Annotated in this window: 17 protein-coding genes and 1 pseudogene; 8 read left to right on the forward strand and 10 right to left on the reverse strand. The window is 45.1% G+C overall.

Annotated elements, in window-relative coordinates; all coding sequences use genetic code 11:
- Window positions 1-12: 12 nt before the first annotated feature.
- Window positions 13-861 carry a polysaccharide deacetylase family protein gene (locus EFK13_RS05485; protein ID WP_129506229.1) on the reverse strand — a complete coding sequence of 283 codons (849 nt, stop codon included), beginning with the start codon at window positions 859-861 and terminating at the stop codon, window positions 13-15.
- A gap of 284 nt (window positions 862-1,145) precedes the next feature.
- Here EFK13_RS05485 and dat point away from each other — a divergent pair, with 284 nt between their 5' ends.
- Window positions 1,146-1,994 carry a D-amino-acid transaminase gene (gene dat, locus EFK13_RS05490; protein ID WP_129506228.1) on the forward strand — a complete coding sequence of 283 codons (849 nt, stop codon included), beginning with the start codon at window positions 1,146-1,148 and terminating at the stop codon, window positions 1,992-1,994.
- Window positions 1,995-2,038: 44 nt separating this feature from the next.
- Here the strand turns inward: dat and nhaC are convergent, their stop codons facing one another.
- Complete coding sequence (nhaC, locus tag EFK13_RS05495) at window positions 2,039-3,400, reverse strand: Na+/H+ antiporter NhaC (protein WP_129506227.1); 1,362 nt, start codon at window positions 3,398-3,400, stop codon at window positions 2,039-2,041.
- A gap of 125 nt (window positions 3,401-3,525) precedes the next feature.
- The gene (locus EFK13_RS05500) at window positions 3,526-4,026 is read right to left on the reverse strand and encodes a universal stress protein (RefSeq protein WP_129506258.1); all 501 of its coding nucleotides are present in this window, start codon (window positions 4,024-4,026) and stop codon (window positions 3,526-3,528) included.
- Window positions 4,027-4,142: 116 nt separating this feature from the next.
- Here EFK13_RS05500 and EFK13_RS05505 point away from each other — a divergent pair.
- From EFK13_RS05505 to bmrD, 3 genes and pseudogenes are all read left to right on the forward strand, one after another.
- Window positions 4,143-4,372: pseudogene (locus EFK13_RS05505) on the forward strand (hypothetical protein).
- Between the two features lie 100 nt (window positions 4,373-4,472).
- Window positions 4,473-6,230, forward strand: a complete 1,758-nt coding sequence (gene bmrC / locus EFK13_RS05510) for a multidrug ABC transporter ATP-binding protein BmrC (RefSeq protein ID WP_129506226.1) — start codon at window positions 4,473-4,475, stop codon at window positions 6,228-6,230.
- A complete protein-coding gene (gene bmrD, locus EFK13_RS05515; RefSeq protein ID WP_129506225.1) occupies window positions 6,227-8,248 on the forward strand; it encodes a multidrug resistance ABC transporter ATP-binding protein/permease BmrD in 2,022 nt (673 codons plus the stop codon). Before bmrC ends, bmrD begins: the two co-directional genes overlap by 4 nt.
- A gap of 48 nt (window positions 8,249-8,296) precedes the next feature.
- Here bmrD and EFK13_RS05520 read toward each other — a convergent pair whose 3' ends face one another.
- The 6 genes from EFK13_RS05520 to spaC form a co-directional block, all read right to left on the reverse strand.
- Complete coding sequence (locus tag EFK13_RS05520) at window positions 8,297-8,917, reverse strand: NAD(P)-dependent oxidoreductase (RefSeq protein WP_129506224.1); 621 nt, start codon at window positions 8,915-8,917, stop codon at window positions 8,297-8,299.
- 37 nt (window positions 8,918-8,954) lie between these two features.
- Window positions 8,955-9,080 (reverse strand): hypothetical protein, encoded by a 126-nt coding sequence (locus EFK13_RS05525; protein ID WP_075745079.1) that lies wholly within the window; start codon window positions 9,078-9,080, stop codon window positions 8,955-8,957.
- 104 nt (window positions 9,081-9,184) lie between these two features.
- Entirely contained in the window at window positions 9,185-9,388 is a 204-nt protein-coding gene (gene sspB / locus EFK13_RS05530; protein ID WP_014663376.1) for a beta type acid-soluble spore protein SspB, read from the reverse strand.
- 209 nt (window positions 9,389-9,597) lie between these two features.
- Window positions 9,598-9,816 (reverse strand): YheE family protein, encoded by a 219-nt coding sequence (locus EFK13_RS05535; RefSeq protein WP_072566014.1) that lies wholly within the window; start codon window positions 9,814-9,816, stop codon window positions 9,598-9,600.
- 150 nt (window positions 9,817-9,966) lie between these two features.
- On the reverse strand, window positions 9,967-11,328 hold the full coding sequence (yheD, locus tag EFK13_RS05540) for a spore coat associated protein YheD (protein ID WP_129506223.1): 1,362 nt from the start codon (window positions 11,326-11,328) through the stop codon (window positions 9,967-9,969).
- Window positions 11,318-12,409, reverse strand: a complete 1,092-nt coding sequence (spaC, locus tag EFK13_RS05545) for a spore coat associated protein SpaC (protein ID WP_129506222.1) — start codon at window positions 12,407-12,409, stop codon at window positions 11,318-11,320. The genes yheD and spaC overlap by 11 nt, the downstream gene beginning before the upstream one ends.
- Window positions 12,410-12,677: 268 nt before the next feature.
- Between spaC and EFK13_RS05550 the strand changes: the two genes are divergently transcribed.
- The gene (locus tag EFK13_RS05550; RefSeq protein WP_129506221.1) at window positions 12,678-13,811 is read left to right on the forward strand and encodes a DUF445 domain-containing protein; all 1,134 of its coding nucleotides are present in this window, start codon (window positions 12,678-12,680) and stop codon (window positions 13,809-13,811) included.
- A gap of 92 nt (window positions 13,812-13,903) precedes the next feature.
- Window positions 13,904-14,257 carry a YlbF/YmcA family competence regulator gene (locus EFK13_RS05555; protein WP_003224239.1) on the forward strand — a complete coding sequence of 118 codons (354 nt, stop codon included), beginning with the start codon at window positions 13,904-13,906 and terminating at the stop codon, window positions 14,255-14,257.
- 43 nt (window positions 14,258-14,300) lie between these two features.
- On the opposite strand, the gene EFK13_RS05560 is transcribed toward EFK13_RS05555, so the two are convergent.
- Window positions 14,301-15,374, reverse strand: a complete 1,074-nt coding sequence (locus EFK13_RS05560) for a DNA alkylation repair protein (protein WP_129506220.1) — start codon at window positions 15,372-15,374, stop codon at window positions 14,301-14,303.
- A 489-nt stretch (window positions 15,375-15,863) separates the two neighbouring features.
- Here EFK13_RS05560 and EFK13_RS05565 point away from each other — a divergent pair, with 489 nt between their 5' ends.
- Both EFK13_RS05565 and EFK13_RS05570 read left to right on the forward strand, forming a co-directional pair.
- The gene (locus EFK13_RS05565) at window positions 15,864-16,730 is read left to right on the forward strand and encodes a Cof-type HAD-IIB family hydrolase (protein ID WP_129506219.1); all 867 of its coding nucleotides are present in this window, start codon (window positions 15,864-15,866) and stop codon (window positions 16,728-16,730) included.
- A gap of 112 nt (window positions 16,731-16,842) precedes the next feature.
- Complete coding sequence (locus tag EFK13_RS05570) at window positions 16,843-18,348, forward strand: coproporphyrinogen III oxidase (protein ID WP_129506257.1); 1,506 nt, start codon at window positions 16,843-16,845, stop codon at window positions 18,346-18,348.
- Window positions 18,349-18,538 lie beyond the last annotated feature (190 nt).

Here is an 18,538-nt window from a genome sequence, read left to right on the forward strand (position 1 = left end):
GCCTCACTTTTTTTATTCGTGAACAGGAACCATTGTGTCCTCTAACACTCCGAAGGAATAGCCCTTTTCTTTTAGTTTATTGATTAATGCCGGCAGCGCGTTTACTGTAGCGGGAAGATCATGCATGAGAATCACATACGGCCGGCTTGAATGGCTGTGTTCCATATTCTCAAGCTGCTGTAATACTGCCGTTACGTATTTTGAATTCCGGTATTTCCAATCCATGCTGTCAATCGTCCAATCCCAGTACACGAAACCGTCTTTCTCAAGGTTGTGGATTTGTGAAGCGGTCAATGACGGCTTGCTCCCGTATGGCGTTCTGACAAGATCGGTTTTATAGCCTGTAATATCTTGCAGCGTGTCACGCGCCTCCTGCATTTCTTTTAACGGAGACGTCGGTGTTTGATAGAACAATTTGTTATTATGGGTGACGCCGTGTAAACCGAGTGCGTGGCCTTCCTTATCCGCTCTTTTCACAGCTTGTTTGAATTCGTTCATCCGCGGTGACAGCATAAAAAATGTCGCTTTTACATCAGCGCTTTTCAGTATGTTGAGCAAGCGGTTTGTATAGGCTGACGGGCCGTCATCGAAGGTTAAGTAAACCGTTTTATCTCCCATGTTCTGTTCGGTCTGCAGGTGTTTAATCAACAGATCGGGGGAGTCGTTTTTCAGCTTCAGGCTTTCCTTCTCATTGCGAAGCTGGCCGTTTGTTGTGACAGTGACTTCCTTTGCTTTCGAGGAGCTGTTGGCATAACCCAAAATCACCATAAGCAAAAGCAATACACATAAAACTGCTAAACTTGCAAATTTAAAAGCAAGCGAAACTGCAGAAGGAGATGCGTCTCCTCTCGTTTGTCGCATAACAATCTCTCCATTGGCATAAAATCTCTACATACCGCTGTACAGCAGGCAGCTTGTGAAGATGCCATATGTTTACAACCTATGTATTACCAGTCAAGTATACAGGAATAAAACTGGAAAGAACATAGAAAATTTGTCGAAATGTCAGATTTTAAGGAAAAAATAATCTCCTTCCAGCTATAGATCTCTTGATCTTTCTGTTTTTCAGCTGGTCCAATATGGTAGAATAAGTGACAATGACAGCCAGAAAAACATCAGGGAAATCTCGAAAAGGGAGGGCTTTTATGAAGATTTTAGTCAACGGCCGGCTGATCGAACGCAGCGAAGCATCGATCGATTTGGAGGATCGCGGTTATCAATTTGGTGACGGAATCTATGAGGTTATCAGGGTGTACAAAGGGGTATTGTTCGGCTTGCGTGAGCATGCGGAGCGTTTTTTCAGAAGTGCGGCTGAAATCGGAATTTCACTGCCGTTTAGTATAGAAGATCTCGAATGGGACCTGCAAAAGCTTGTACAGGAGAATGCGGTCGGTGAGGGAGCGGTGTACATTCAGACAACAAGAGGTGTGGCGCCGCGAAAGCACCAGTATGAAGCCGGACTTGAGCCGCAGACTACTGCCTATACATTTACTGTGAAAAAACCGGAGCAAGAGCAGGCATACGGAGTGGCAGCTATCACAGATGAGGATCTTCGTTGGCTGAGATGCGACATTAAAAGTCTGAATTTACTGTATAATGTTATGACGAAGCAAAAAGCCTATGAAGCGGGAGCGTTTGAGGCCATTTTATTAAGAGACGGCACTGTTACAGAAGGTACATCCTCTAACGTTTATGCTGTTATCAATGGAACGGTGCGAACGCATCCGGCTAATCGGCTCATTCTCAATGGAATTACACGGATGAATATTTTAGGGCTGATGAAAAAGAACGGGATCGAGCTTGAAGAGAAGCCTGTCAGTGAAAAAGAGCTGAGACAGGCGGAAGAGATCTTTATTTCGTCAACGACGGCAGAGATCATTCCGGTCGTGACGCTCGATGGAGAATCGGTCGGAAGCGGCAAACCCGGGCCGGTGACAAAACAGCTTCAGGCTGCTTTTCAAGAAAGCGTTCAGCAGGCAGCAAGCATTTCATAATGAAACATAAAAAAATAGAGCCCGCTTTGCAAGCGGAGCTCTTTTTATTTTTTTATAAATCCAACCAAAATTGAGAGTATCGGCGATATATAGAGGAAGAACGTAAATGGGATATAGTCTATGACGGGAACACCGAGCGCGCTCGCCATAAAAGCTCCGCTGACGCCCCAGGGGATCAACGGGTTTATTAACGTCCCTCCGTCCTCTAAGGATCTGGAAAGAAATTTTCGCTGGATATTTTGTTTGTCGTATAAAGTTTTAAATGATTGTCCCGGTATTAATATTGATAAATACTGTTCGCCGGTTGCCAGATTGATGCCGATGCTTGAACAGACAGTTGCCGCAATCAGCTGGCCTTTTGAGCGGATGCCTTTCATGATGCCTTGGAGTAGTGCAGAAATCAATCCGATTTTCTCCATTAATCCGCCGAGCGCAAAAGCAATCATAATGAGAGAGACTGAACCCATCATGGATTGCAGTCCGCCTCTGTTGATAATTTTAGCGGCGGCTTCATTGTCAGTATCGAACATCGTACCATTTTGCAAAGCTGCCATAAACGCCTGAAGGCTGCTGTCAGGGACAAAAATAGCAGTCAATATTCCCGCGGAAATAATTCCGGCAGTCAGAACGGGAATCACTGACACACGCTTAATCGCCAGCAAAACGACTAAAATCGGGGAAAGAAGCGCCCATGGCGTGACGTTTGCAGCATCCTTGATTCCGTTTATGACACGCTGAATATCATCGGTTGAAGCAGCATCCGCTGACACGGATGAACCGAGAAAGTAAAACAGAACGACGGTGATGAGCAAAGCCGGGATGGTCGTGCCCATCATATGGCGAATGTGTTCAAAGATCGGTATTTCGCCTATGCCTGCGGCAAAATTGGTTGTGTCCGACATCGGAGACATTTTATCGCCAAAACAAGCGCCGCATATGACTGCGCCTGCCGTCCATTCAAGCGGAACGCCTGCCGCGCTCGCCACGCCGATCAGCGCTACCCCGATCGTGCTTACAGTTGTCAGGCTTGAGCCGACAAGCGTGCTGATGATCATGCATGAAAACAAAGCTGTCAACAGAAGGTGGCTTGGTTCAATAAAGGACAGGGCGTAAACTGTCACGGACGGTATTGCGCCGCTGTACATCCAAGCGCCGATTAAGATGCCGATTAGGGCGAGAACGATAATCGGCTGTACGCCGTTTTTGATCCCCTCTACAATCCCTTTTTCTAGGTCCTTCCAGGCAAAGCCGAACCATAAACCGGCTGCTGAAAGCATGACAACACATAGAAACAGCGGGATATGCGGTTCTGTATGAAAAAAGAATAAGCAAGAAATAATGATGCCTAACATGAATATAAATAAACCGACGGCCAACGGAAACGTCAGCTTTTTTTGAGAAGCCAAAATAACACCCCATATTTATCTTTAATGCTTTTGTGCTTTTGGGCACGAAAGCATTATAACAGAAAAAAACGAAAATCTATGTTTTTTCACAATTATGAATATAAAAAAGCGAGCACAAGGTGTGCTCACTTCACGATCAGAACGGGTATATCCGATTTCGCTGAAAGCTTTTCGCTTACACTTCCGAATAATAGCTTTTTCAGCTTGTTTTGGTCTCTGCTTCCGGTTACGATCATATCGGCAGAAATGCGGTTTGCATGCTCGATAATTGACTCAGCCGGGTCGCCTTCTAATATATCGATATCTCCATCTGTCTGCTGGTCATTCAGTATCATTCTGGCTTCGGCGATGACTTCTTCCGTACGATCTTCATAGATCATTGGCTCAGGCGGCGCAACATCTGATATCAGCGGATCAGGAACACTTGTCATGCCTCCGCCAATATAGCTTGCCCCGGCTGCGGGCCTCGGCGGGTCGATGATGGTCTGATTGTCTTTCATATCATGTGAATGGGCGACGGTAATGGCGGCATTTACGGTTTTAGCAAGATCGATGGCTGTTTGTAGCGCTTTCTTGCTATTTTCGCTTCCGTCAAACGCAACGATGATACGGTCAGCATGAAACATCATTCTCACCCTTTCAAAAACGTCTTACAACCCAATACCCGGATTCGAGCACAATTAACCTTTTCCTATTCAAGTATTTGTTGACAAAAAAAGGTTTTGTTTATATGATGAAAAAAATGAAATCGGAATGGAAGGAGGGTTTGCTATGCCAAGGAATTCGCGTATTTATCAAACAGTTTCATATTGGCGCGGCAAACCCTATGTTCTGGTTGATGGAACGGTCTTTTAAGTCTAGCCGCGCGCTGAAAAGCGCTGTGCATTCATATTGGTTAAAAAAGGCATGGAGCTGACGCTTCATGCCTTTTTTATATACAAATCTAACGAAAGACAGGTGTATGGGATGTGAAGACAAATACAGAGACGAGGGCAGCTCGTGCCAAACTGAATGAAAAAAGCTGCAAGGAAAAAATAGAAGGCGGCTGATGTGATAAAGGAGATGGGAATCGATGTTTTCAGTATTAAAAAAGCTTGGCTGGTTTTTTAAAGCGTACTGGCTCCGCTATACGATTGCGATCGTGCTGTTATTAGGGGTCAATGTCATTGAAATGTTTCCGCCTAAGCTCTTGGGGAACGCCATAGATGATATGAAATCGGGGGCGTTTACTGCGGAAGGGCTGCTGTTTTATATCGGTATCTTTTTTGTGCTGACGGCGGCCGTGTATATCATGTCGTATTTTTGGATGCATCAGCTGTTCGGCGGAGCGAATGTGATGGAGAAAATACTTCGTACGAAGCTGATGGGGCATCTATTGGCCATGTCGCCGCCGTTTTATGAAAAAAACCGGACAGGCGATTTAATGGCGCGGGGGACGAATGATCTTCAGGCAGTCAGTTTAACGACGGGGTTTGGCATCTTAACATTAGTCGACTCTACAATGTTTATGATGACGATCTTTTTGACAATGGGATTTTTGATCAGCTGGAAGCTGACCTTTGCCGCCATTATTCCGCTTCCTATCATGGCGATTGCCATCAGTCTGTACGGAAGTAAAATTCACGAGCGGTTTACGGAGGCCCAAAATGCGTTCGGGGCGCTGAATGACAGGGTGCTTGAATCCGTTTCAGGCGTGCGGGTGATTCGCGCGTATGTACAGGAAACAAACGATGTCCGCCGGTTTAATGAAATGACCGCCGATGTTTATCGGAAAAATATGAAAGTGGCTTTTATTGATTCACTGTTTGAGCCGACGGTGAAGCTGCTTGTCGGCGCCAGCTATCTGATCGGGCTCGGCTACGGAGCGTTTCTTGTGTTCCGGAACGAGCTGACGCTTGGCGAGCTCGTTTCCTTTAACGTTTATCTCGGCATGATGATTTGGCCGATGTTTGCAATCGGTGAACTCATTAATGTGATGCAGCGCGGCAATGCATCATTAGACCGGGTAAATGAAACCCTTTCTTATGAGCCGGACGTGACCGATCCAAAGCAGCCCGCTGAACTGAAAGAGCCTGGAGATATCGTTTTCAGCCATGTCAGCTTTACATATCCAAGCTCCACAAGCGGCAATATTCAGGATGTTTCATTTTCGGTGCAAAAAGGGCAGACTGTCGGAATTGCCGGTAAAACCGGGAGCGGAAAAACGACAATTATTAAGCAGCTTTTGCGCCAGTATCCCGCAGGCAAAGGGAGCATCACATTTTCAGGCGTACCGATTCAGCAGATCCCTCTTGACAGGCTCCGCGGGTGGATCGGATATGTGCCGCAGGATCATTTGCTGTTTTCACGATCGGTAAAAGAAAATATTTTATACGGAAAACAAGATGCAAGCGATGAAGAGGTTCGGCAAGCCATTGCCGAAGCGCATTTTGAAAAGGATTTACACATGCTTCCGTCCGGACTGGAGACAATGGTCGGCGAAAAAGGCGTGGCGCTGTCCGGCGGGCAGAAACAAAGAATTTCGATTGCGAGAGCACTTATGGCGAATCCGGAGATTTTGATCCTGGACGATTCGCTTTCTGCCGTCGATGCCAAAACAGAGGCGGCCATTATCAGCAATATCAGAGAAAACCGCAAAGGAAAAACGACATTTATTTTGACGCACCGATTATCCGCGGTAGAGCATGCTGACCTGATCCTTGTGATGGATGATGGCGTGATTGCCGAGAGAGGCACGCATCAAGAACTGATGGCCAATCATGGATGGTACCGCAAGCAGTACGAAAGACAGCAGCTGTTCACTGCGGAAGAAGGAGGAGCAGGGGCATGAAAACAGGGAAAACGTTATGGAGATACGCACTCCTTTATCGAAAATTGCTGATCATAGCCGTTCTTTTGCTAGCTGTAGCCGTCGGTGCAGAACTGACCGGGCCGTTTATCGGCAAAAAAATGATAGACGACCATATCCTCGGCATTGAGAAAACATGGTATGAAGCTGCGGAAAAAGATAAACACGCCGTTCAGTTCCACGGCGCCTCATATGTGAGAGAGGACCGTATACAGGAACCTGTTTCTCAAGAAAAAGAAGCGCATATTTATCAAGTGGGAATGGCGTTTTATTTTGTTGATCAGGCTGTCAGCTTTGACGGGAACAGAACGGTTTCTGGCGGAAAGCTGACGATCACAAACGGAGACAAGAGCCGGACATACGCTGCCGAAAAGCTGACAAAGCAGGAGCTTTTCCAGTTCTATCAGCCGGAAATAAAGGGAATGGTGTTTCTGATCTGCCTGTATGGGGGCTTGCTTGTCTTTTCTGTATTCTTTCAATACGGACAGCACTATTTGCTGCAGATGAGCGCCAATCGGATCATTCAAAAGATGAGGCAGGATGTGTTTTCGCACATTCAGAAAATGCCGATTCGCTATTTTGACAATCTTCCCGCCGGCAAAGTCGTTGCGCGGATTACCAACGATACGGAGGCTATCAGGGATTTATATGTCACAGTGCTGTCAACATTTGTGACAAGCGGAATCTATATGATCGGAATATTCACGGCCTTGTTTTTGCTGGATGTTAAGCTCGCGTTTGTATGTCTGGCAATCGTGCCGATTATCTGGCTGTGGTCAGTCATATACCGAAAATACGCGTCTTATTACAATCAAAAAATCCGTTCAATCAACAGTGACATTAACGCAAAAATGAATGAGTCAATCCAAGGCATGACCATTATTCAGGCATTCCGTCATCAGAAGGAAACAATGAGAGAATTTGAGGAATTAAATGAATCTCATTTTTATTTTCAAAACAGGATGCTGAATTTAAACTCCTTAATGTCCCATAATCTGGTTAATGTCATCCGCAATCTTGCTTTTGTCTGCCTGATCTGGCATTTTGGCGGTGCGAGCCTGAATGCTGCCGGGATTGTTTCAATCGGTGTGCTGTACGCGTTTGTCGATTATTTGAACCGGTTATTTCAGCCGATTACAGGCATCGTCAATCAGTTTTCAAAGCTGGAGCTTGCACGGGTTTCCGCCGGCCGCGTTTTTGAACTGCTTGAAGAAAAGAATACGGAAGAAGCGGGTGAACCGGCGAAGGAGCGCGCGATGGGGCGGGTTGAATTTCGTGATGTGTCATTTGCCTATTTAGATGGTGAAGAAGTATTAAAACAAATTTCCTTTACCGCGCAAAAAGGCGAAACCGTAGCGCTTGTCGGCCATACCGGATCAGGAAAAAGCTCGATTTTGAATCTCCTGTTTCGTTTTTATGACGCGCAAAAAGGGGATGTTTTGATTGATGGAAAAAGCATTTACAACATGTCAAGACAAGAACTCAGATCACATATGGGCATTGTGCTTCAGGATCCGTACTTATTCTCGGGCACAATCGGTTCTAACGTGAGTCTGGATGACGAAAGAATGACCGAAGAAGATATAAAAAAAGCACTGCGGCAAGTCGGTGCCGAGCCGCTTCTGAAAAAGCTTCCGAAAGGCATCAATGAACCTGTGATTGAAAAAGGCAGCACGCTATCCTCTGGAGAGCGGCAGCTCATTTCTTTCGCAAGAGCTTTGGCGTTTGATCCCGCCATTTTAATTTTAGATGAAGCAACGGCGCATATTGATACAGAGACAGAGGCCGTGATCCAGAAGGCGCTCGATGTCGTCAAACAAGGGCGCACAACCTTCGTCATCGCCCACCGGCTTTCAACAATCAGAAACGCGGATCAGATTTTGGTCCTTGATAAAGGAAAAATTGTTGAGAGAGGGAACCATGAGGAATTGATGGCGGTCAAAGGGCAGTATTATCAAATGTATGAGCTGCAAAAGGGCCAGAAACATTCCATTGCATAACGCTAAAAAACCCAAAACAATCGTGTTTTGGGTTTTTAGTTTATGTAGTTAATAAGCCAGTCCGGCTCGGTATCCGACATATTCTCCTGTAACGAGCTCACGATAGAGAAAATCAGCAGTATCACCGACCGTAATGCTTGTGCCGCCCTCCGGCAATACGTTACGCTCTGTCCGATATACGCCGGTTGCTGTTCCGTCCGGAAGGTAAGTGGGACAGATGATTGTCCAGTCTAGAGAGGAACCTTTTAGCATTTCGTATACTTTTGCGTGCTCCTTGGCTGCGCGGGTCTGTTTTCGTTTCGATTCATTTGTTTCAAACCGGAATTTTCCCGGTTCATATCGGGAATCAAGAATGCCTGCGGTGCCGATCGTAATCAGCCGTTTGATATGCTGTTCCCGCATAATGGCGAGAATGTGTGTCAAAGCTGCTGACAAGGTATCATCACCATCCGTACCGAGACAGCTAATCACGATTTCAGCATCCTTCATCACGCTTCTCACATCTTCCCGGCAGCGTGCGTTCCCCATAACGATTCGGTCTTTTGGAAGGGGAAGCTCATCAGGTTGAGATCTGGCCAGAGCATAAATATCAAATTGTTCATCTGCGGCAGCTTGTTTTATAAAGGCTCGTCCGACACGGCCGCTGGCTCCAAATAAAGCGATTTTCATCAAAAAACCTCCTCGCCCTCATTATAAAAGGATGCTCTCAGTTTGAACAGCGAGGGAAAGAATACCTGTACAAATAGACAGAACGATGGGAAACATATTCATGAATCATGGATACACTTACAAACTGAACCAGCTCCCAATTCAAAAAGGCGATGAATGCCATCCTTATTCCCTCCCTTTTTTCTAGGATATGTGGAGTAGGAAAAAAGGGTGACAAATATAAAGAGAGCGCGGAAACCGCGCTCTCTATAGCCATATATTGAATTGTTATTGAACTCTGCCGCCCATTTGCTGCTGAGCGAAAGATACTAAACGTTTTGTGATTTCTCCTCCGACAGAACCGTTAGCGCGGGAAGTTGTATCCGCTCCAAGGTGAACGCCGAATTCAGAAGCGATTTCAAGTTTCATTTGATCGATAGCCTGAGCTGCGCCAGGTACTAGTAATTCATTTGAAGAGTTTTGGTTAGCCATGTGTAAAATCTCCTTTTTGTTTAGTATGGTTGGGTTAACTGGAGTTGCACCAGTCTGTGGACCCGTCTCGGGTGTCACTGCCGTCTCGGCGTAACCCAATGCTTGCCGGCTTGTTACTACGTATTATGTTAAAATCGCCGGAAACTCATGCGGAAAATCGAGTGGTAAATCTTGAGAAGGCATAAAAAAGCTTAGCCGTTCAGGCTAAGCTAGTCATAAATATGAAAAAGCATCAGTTCATGTATCTCGTTTGTAAGAGCAGGCTCGTCAGCGCGGGCGGGAAACAAATCTCCCCATTCAATCTCACCGCTTTTATGATAGATGCCTTCATAATGGGTTCCTTTATAATAAAATGAAATTCTCCATCCGGGCAGCTTTTCTTTTTGGAACAAAGGTTTCCAGCTGAAATGAGAAATCATCACGGCCACGCTCCTTAAGATTGATATCAATTGACGTGAATGCGAACGAATTATGTTCATTGTATCACTGTTTCAGAACATCATTGAAGAGGTCTTTATGATGCAGTTTGTCCCAGCCTTTGATAAAGATAAGTCCGCTTTATCAAAAAAGCGGACAGATTACGAAGGCCACAGCGCGTCATGGGAGGTGATCGCCTTCTCAGATAGATATGACGCGTATTCAAAGCTTCTTCGTTTTGTCAGAGAATCAACATGATGCAAATTCGGATGAGAAAAAATACTGCGCCCCGGGCGAGAATTCGCTTCAAACATCCATACTTTACCGTTCTGATCAATGCCAAAATCGAAACCGATCTCCCCGATAAACCCTTCGATATGATCGTGAAGCACATGGCTTGCCGTCAGTGCCGCAGCAGAAAGCTTTTTAATGACCTCAATTCTTTCAGCGGGATCATCATATACTTCCGCAAGTGTTTTTACAGATCCGCCATTAGATAGATGTGTTGTAATGCTGTTTTCTCCAGAAATTTTTACGGCTATTGCTGTTACAGTCCATTTTCCTTTTCTGTTCTTATTGGTATGGACACGAAAATCAGCTGGTTTGCCTTGAAATTTGATTAGATCCACACCTTGCTGAATGAGAAAGTCGGATGGGTTGTGCTGTTTTTGAAACTCTGCCAGAAAAGCGGCGGCATCGGAATAATCAATTGAAGAAAACGTTTTGGCATCATTCGTATGTTTCACCGTCAGGCCATCGTCTGTTTTTGTCAGTTGATAAATGCCGGTGCCGAGTGCTCCGTTCGCCGGTTTGATATAGACTTTTTGGTATGCATCACAGAGTTCTGCAATTCTCTCCACAGATGGTGTCAGCTCGGATTTCGGCAAAAAAGGGGCTGTTCTCGGATCTTTTTCGAGCAATTGATGAACGCTCCATTTATTGAAAAACGTTTTATTAAACCATGGGATTTGATATTCATCAATCAGCCTCTTTTTTGTATGCTGCAAGAGAAGCGAATCTTCGATCTTTCTGTTCGGCAAACGGTCATAAACAACGTTCGGCAGCGGGACGATTTTTTTCTCCCAGCCGTCTTCCCTATAAAGGAGCCCCTCAATCGTTCCTTCCTCCCAATTGATTTGGTGCGCGCCAAAAATGAAGCAGTAGCCTCCCGCTTGCTCATGTAACGTGACAAGCTTAGAAAAAAAGAGGGAACGATCCTTAAAAGGCCGCTCAAGAGATACGGTAAACCCCGCCGTAAAGATGCCGATTAACGGCCCGATATGCACTGTATGATCATGAATCAAAATGTCTGCCCTGCTTCGGTGGGGAAGCAAAAGCTCATGGAACAGATTTTCAGAAAGAAGCACGGTTTGTTCCAGATGCCGTCTGTAAGAAATGTGGCATCTGACAACCTTCGTCCCGAACGCGGCATGCAAAAGTCCGGATCGCTTCAGCGAAGAGGGCAGAAACAGGGTATTTTCACTGGTTTTGTCTATGCCGATCAAAAACCGTTTATGATTCACGCGGAAGAACTCCTTTCTGGCTTTGCTCAGAAAACAGATATTGGCATCGTTTTAGGGGACAAGTGTATAGCTGTTCTTTTTGCTCGGGAGAGACTCGCAGGATTGACTTCCTGCCCGGTTTGGAGTTGATATCCAAAATCCAAATTCTCCCGTCCTTCGCAAGGCATATATCGAGACCGAGTTCAAACAAAGGTCCGTAGCGCTCGTCAAGATAATACGGAACTGACTGGGTAATCGAGAACACGTCATCAAGTAAAACCACTTGCTGTTTTTTCGGTATATCTTCAAACCATGAATCGAATGTCAGCGCATCAGATCCGCCTGACAAATTGGCCAGCAGCCCGTGTTTGTATCCGCGTCTCACGGCCTTTCCGACAGTATTCCATTCACTTGATTCGTTTTTTTCCATGAACAAGCGGATATCGCACGGATATTGTTCCTTATCTTGAATATTTAAATAAGGCTGAAGCAAATATTGATGCTGAAGCACTTTTTTGCACCATGTTTTAAAAGAAGCCTGGTTGGAAAAGGTTTTTGTCTGCTTATCCTTTCCGATGTGATACGTGGCGGTGATGTTTTTCTTGCCCAGCTCCAAAAGAATCACGCCTCTGCCTCCCGCGCCGAACGCCGGTTTTAAGATACAGGCTTTTTCTTTGGATAAGAAGGAATGGATTTGTTCATAGCGGCTCACTTTCGTCGTTTCCGGAATATAAGGGTTGATCACAGCGTGCTGCTGCAGATCTTGAAAGACGGTCCATTTATCGGGAAGGCCCCGCCCGATGAATTCCGTTTTCGGATATTTTTTGAGCCACTCAACGATCGGTTTTGCTTTTTGGGATTGTGAATCCTTGCCGTAAAAACAACGGTCATAAATATAATCTGGAATCGCCATTTCAGTTTCGTTCCATGTGCTGCTGGCCGAATGATAGGCTGATGCTTTGACACGCAGGGTGTCAGGTGAAATATCAAACGGTGTAAACCGGATGAAGCGAATGCCGAATTCGGGTGCTCTTTTGGCCAATTCTGCGGAATAGTCCGCTTCGTGCTGGCGGGATAAGGACATAAAACCAAGTGTTATCATGGTGAGACTCCCCCTTTTATTCAAAAGCTGCCGGCGGGTGTCAGCAGCTTTACGCTAAATACATGTAAGACGAACGCAGCTGACGGTATTCTACTTTACAGAATACGATTCTCCACCTTGCCCTATTCCAAAAGAACAAGCTGATTTTCTGACAACAGGAATTTGTCTCCTCGTTTGCTAAGTGATTGCATCAGCCTCTATAATACGAATAGGTACATCATCTATATGAAAAAAAAGTTGGAGCACAGATGGAGGAAGATGAATAGGAATGGGTATTGCAGGAACCTTTATTTTTATGATCGTGATCGGCGCCGCCATTGGCGCGGTGACCAATCATTTAGCAATTCAAATGCTATTTAGGCCTTATAAGGCGTACTATTTGTTTGGAAAACGAGTCCCTTTTACACCAGGGCTGATTCCGAGAAGACGGGATGAACTGGCAAAACAAATGGGACTGATGGTCGTTAATCATCTCTTAACACCTGAAGGCATTAAAAAGCGGCTTGTCTCTGATACAGCCAAAACGCAGGCTCTTCAGATCGGGGAACAGCTGATTCAAAAACTGTCGCTTTCTAAAATGACAGTAAAAGAAGCGCTGGAAAAAGCCGGAGTGAAACGTCCTGACGAAGCTGCAGACGCATGGATCAGCAACTGGACGGATGATAAGCTGAACGAGCTTTTCCGCCAATACGGGCACCAATCGTTAAAAGAGCTGCTGCCTTTGGAAGTGCAGGAAAAGCTTGAGGAAAAGATCCCGATGATCTCAGGATATATATTGTCACGCAGTGTCAGTTATTTTGAAAGTGATGAAGGAAAAATCCGTCTCGGCAATATGATTGATGACTTCTTAAAAGAGCGGGGCATGCTTGGAAGCATGGTGCAGATGTTTCTCGGCAATTCAAGCCTTGCGGACCGCGTGCTGCCGGAGCTGCTGAAGTTTTTGCGGAATGAGGAAACAAATAAATTGCTTTCGGATCTCTTAAAAAACGAATGGGGCAAGCTGAGGGAGTATACGTTTAATGAAGCGGACGAAAAATGGAATGCAAAGGCGCTCATTTTCAGCTTGAAGCGTAGCGTGCTGCAAACATTTTCGACTGCTCCTTTCTTCGACAATACGATTGGCGCGCTTGCCGTCCGCTATGAATCTGAGCTGACCCGGCAAATGCTGCCGGCACTGTTAGACAAATTGCTTGAAGGGGTTTCGGCCAATCTTGAAAGTGTCTTAAAACGGATGCGCCTAGAGGAAATCGTCAAGGAGCAGGTGGATCAGTTCCCGGTGCAGCGTCTTGAAGAAATGGTGCTGTCCATTTCCAAAAAAGAATTTAAAATGATTACCTATTTGGGAGGCCTTCTGGGGGGAATCATAGGTGCGATTCAAGCACTGTTTGTCACCCTTTTTTAAGAGAAAATGGTTTTCGATTAATGAAAGGAGCTCCATAGTCTGTTATAGTGGAGTGGTATGTCAAACGGCAATGATGAAAGGAGCTATTCACAATGGCTGTTAATTTTTATGATGTAGCATATGATCTTGAAAATGCATTACGCGGGAGCGAAGAGTTCACCCGTTTAAAAAACCTTTATGATGAAGTGAACGCAGATGAATCAGCGAAGCGCATGTTCGAAAACTTCCGCGACGTGCAGCTTAGACTCCAGCAAAAACAAATGGCAGGAGAAGAAATTACACAAGAAGAAGTGACGCAGGCTCAAAAAACAGTTGCGCTTGTACAGCAGCACGAAAAAATTTCTCAACTGATGGAAGCGGAGCAGCGCATGAGCATGCTGATCGGCGAATTGAACAAAATCATTATGAAGCCTTTAGAAGAGCTTTACGGCAGTGTCGAAGGCTAATCACCAAAATCCCTTCTTTTACAAGAAGGGATTTTTTATTCATTCAGCAAACTTCGACATCCACAGAACCTTTTGCCTCTCCATTGATGATCACAGATAATGTATGAATTCCTTTGTAATGTTTTCTGGTTGTTAGATCCTTAAAGGAATGATTTTTTTTGTATGACTTGGTTTCATTTTTTCGTATGTTTGTTTCTGTTATTTTAAATACCTTTTGATGGCGCTGGCCTCTTGCTTTCACGAAATCAATTGCATACTCAATTCTAACTTTTTGATCCCTCTCTGAATGAATATAAAAAGAAAATTCAAGGGTTTCGCCAATGGGTATACAACTGGATTGACATGTGAAATCACGCAATTGTATCGAATCAGCATTTTCATAACCAAAAAGCGCTAAAGCCTGTTTATCACCTTTTTTTAATAAGGTTCGATAGGCGTGTTTGATGATCCAATCGGTTTGGGGATGTGTTCCGTACCATTGATCAGCAACTTTTTTCAGCAATTGAGGATGCGTTTTTGAAATATCATTAAGGTTGTTGGCCACGCTTTTCCTTACATACAGGGACTCATCCTGCATCAGCTTTTCAAGGACCGGCAGAATGGGAGAAGGGTCCGATTGTAAAGCGGGTATCGATTTTCCCCATGGCAGGCGGGGCCTGCTTCCTTCGCTCGCAAGTCTTCTCACGTGTTCATTTTCATGCTCTGACCATGCAAGCAGTTGCGCCATCATTTTTTCTTGATCTAAAAGCAAAAAAGGCCTCACGGCAAATTCTGAGGTAGAATATTGCGTAAAGTACTCCAATGCTTTTATTGACTCTTCCCAGTGCGCTAACCCGTACTGTTCCACATAATCAGGGAATAGAATTCCGCTGAGTCCTTTAAAATGAGGAGCTGCATCCTGTAAAATTGCGAGCGCTTCACCGTACTGTTTTGGCAGTGTTTCGTATAAGGATGCTGTAATGCGGCGCATCCGCTCTTTTAACGCGAGTTCAGGCCAATCTTCCTGCTGCAATTGTTCTTCAAACCTGTCTTGGTTAAAATCAGGACTAGATGCCTTTACATGGTGTATCAATCGAGATATCAGTTCTTCATTGTATATATCTTTTAAATCAGCCATCTGACCACCGCTTTTTTCGTTTATGATTAATATTATATGGGAATGTACGTTCTGAATCAAGTGTTCGAATCCAAAAATTAACAATGGATCCTACCTCGGATATACATCATTTTGTTACTTTTTTTAGTTAAAAAAACCCTTGTCATCAGCGGAGAAAACTGAGATAATACTCATTGAAAGCGCCTACACTTACCTGATTTCAAATGGATACGGTCGCATATCATGCCGTTATATAGAGGGGATAAGCAACAGAGAGTAAGTGTTCGGAGCGCATCAACGGTCAAACAAGGGGTTCCTGATACATGATTTTTCGTAAATCGAAATAACGATATTAGGGAGAATGGCTGCTTCGATCGTATCCTATCATTATGCCAAACATAAAGTCTGCTGAGCCAGGCTTTTTTTGCTTTCCGGAAAAGGTTGTTCTAAACACAGAGACAGGGTCATATCCTATACACAAGTACAGTCATCAAGGAGGGGGACATCTCTGTGTCAAAACAATTGCTTGCCTTAAATATAGATGGAGCGCTGCTTCGGTCGAACGGAAAAATTCATCAGGCAACGAAAGACGCGATTGAATATGTTAAGAAAAAAGGGATTTACGTCACACTCGTGACGAACCGCCATTTTCGTTCAGCGCAGAAAATAGCTAAATCGCTGAAGCTTGATGCCAAGCTGATCACCCATAGCGGGGCATACATCGCTGAGAAAATAGACACCCCGTTTTTTGAAAAACGAATTTCCGACGATCACACCTTTAACATTGTTCAAGTGCTGGAGAGCTACCAATGCAATATTCGGCTTCTTCACGAGAAGTATTCCATCGGAAACAAGAAAAAGGTAAATTCTAATTTATTAGGAAAAGCACTCATTCATCCGTCCGATCCGATCTTTTATCCAGTCCAGTTCGTTGAATCATTAAGCGACCTTCTTATGGATGAGCCGGTGAGCGCGCCTGTCATCGAAGTGTACACGGAGCATGATATTCAGGATGACATTACAGAAACGATCACGAAAGCCTTTCCTGCGGTTGACGTGATTCGCGTAAACGATGAGAAGCTGAATATCGTCCCGAAAGGTGTCTCGAAGGAAGCGGGGCTGGCGCTCGTCGCTTCAGAGCTCGGACTGACTATGGATGATGTCGTGGCCATCGGTCATCAGTATGATGATCTCCCGATGATTGAACTTGCCGGCCTTGGGGTAGCGATGGGGAACGCCGCTCCGGAGATTAAGAGAAAGGCCGATTGGGTCACAAGGTCCAATGATGAGCAAGGTGTCGCTTATATGATGAAGGAATATTTCCGAATGCAGCAGAGAAAAGGGTTTCTGGATAAGTTCCACATGAAACGTGTGTAAAAAAAGCCGCTCGCGCCCTGACAGGTGCGGCGGCTTTTTTGCCGGATTGATTTTAGCGGTTTATTTCTGTACACTAAAGAAAGTTTTGAATCTGATAAATTAGGTGATGAAGTTGCAAATTAAAATAGAAGGCATCCATGATGACCGCCTGCATCGGCCTCTGCAAAATATTGCAAATTTGTTTTATGAAGAGTGCGAGCTGTTGTACGGCGGAGAGGAGCCCGCAGATGTTGTCATTTCTTTAGCGTTGTCACAAACGGATGAGCATGTGACGGTTTCGGGAGAAGTGAAGGGTACTGGCATAAAGGAACAGCATACAAAAATTTTTTCTCCTGGCATGACTGAAAAAGAAGCTTTTAAGCAAGTGAAAAACACAATTTCTTATGTGTATCTCAATCTTCTTCAGGCGAATACGGGCATTACACAGAAGTGGGGAATCCTGACAGGAATCCGGCCGACAAAGCTGCTTCATAAAAAGCTGCAAAGCGGGATGCCGAAGGAGCAAGCGCATGCTGAGTTGAAAAAAGACTATTTAATTCATGATGAAAAAATCATGCTAATGCAGGAAATTGTTGACCGTCAGCTGGCGGCAGTTCCGGATTTGTACCGAGTAAAGGATGAAGTCAGCATTTATATCGGCATTCCGTTCTGCCCGACAAAATGCGCGTATTGCACATTCCCTGCGTATGCCATCCAAGGGCAGGCGGGCAGAGTCGGCTCATTCCTATGGGGGCTGCATTACGAAATGCAGAAGATCGGTGAATGGCTGAAGGAGCATGATGTTAAGGTTACAACCATTTACTTTGGCGGCGGGACGCCGACAAGCATTACAGCGGAGGAGATGGATCTGCTGTATGAAGAAATGGTTCGCTCCTTTCCGGATGTGAAAAATATTCGCGAGATTACGGTGGAGGCCGGCCGCCCTGACACGATTACGGAAGAAAAACTGGCCGTTTTAAACAAATATGACATTGACCGGATCAGCATCAACCCGCAATCCTATGAAAACGAAACGCTAAAGGCGATCGGGCGGCACCATACAGTTGAAGAGACCATTGAGAAATATCATCTGTCACGCCAGCACGGCATGAATAATATCAACATGGACCTGATTATCGGTTTGCCCGGGGAAGGCGTGAAAGAGTTCAGACACAGCCTTTCAGAAACGGAAAAGCTGATGCCGGAATCACTCACTGTTCATACCCTTTCCTTTAAACGGGCGTCAGAGATGACGAGAAACAAGCATAAGTACAAAGTCGCCGGCAGGGAAGAGGTTTCTCAAATGATGGATGACGCTGTAGCTTGGACGAAAGAGCATGGGTACGTGCCTTATTATTTATACCGCCAGAAAAATATTCTTGGAAACCTTGAAAATGTCGGGTACTCTTTACCGGGACAAGAAAGCATCTACAACATCATGATTATGGAAGAGGTACAGACGATTATCGGCATCGGCTGCGGCGCGGCAAGTAAATTTATTGACCGGGATACAGGGAAAATCACGCACTTTGCCAATCCGAAAGATCCGAAATCGTACAATGAGCGCTTTGAGCACTATACGGACGAAAAGATCAAATATTTAGAGCAGATTTTTGAGAAAACGACAAAGCAGCGCTGATCACAGTGCTGCTTTCAGCGTGTCGATAAACCCTCGCATTCGTTGTCAGGTCTGTGCGTCGGTGCTCACGAATTAGAACATTCGCTGTGCTCCGATGCTCGTCCTTCCTAGACTTCAAGGGTTTTCAATCACGCTGAAAAGATGACAAAATCCTAAAACTAAACCGTTTTAGGATTTTGTCAACAATATG

Source organism: Bacillus cabrialesii, assembly GCF_004124315.2.
GTDB lineage: Bacteria > Bacillota > Bacilli > Bacillales > Bacillaceae > Bacillus > Bacillus cabrialesii.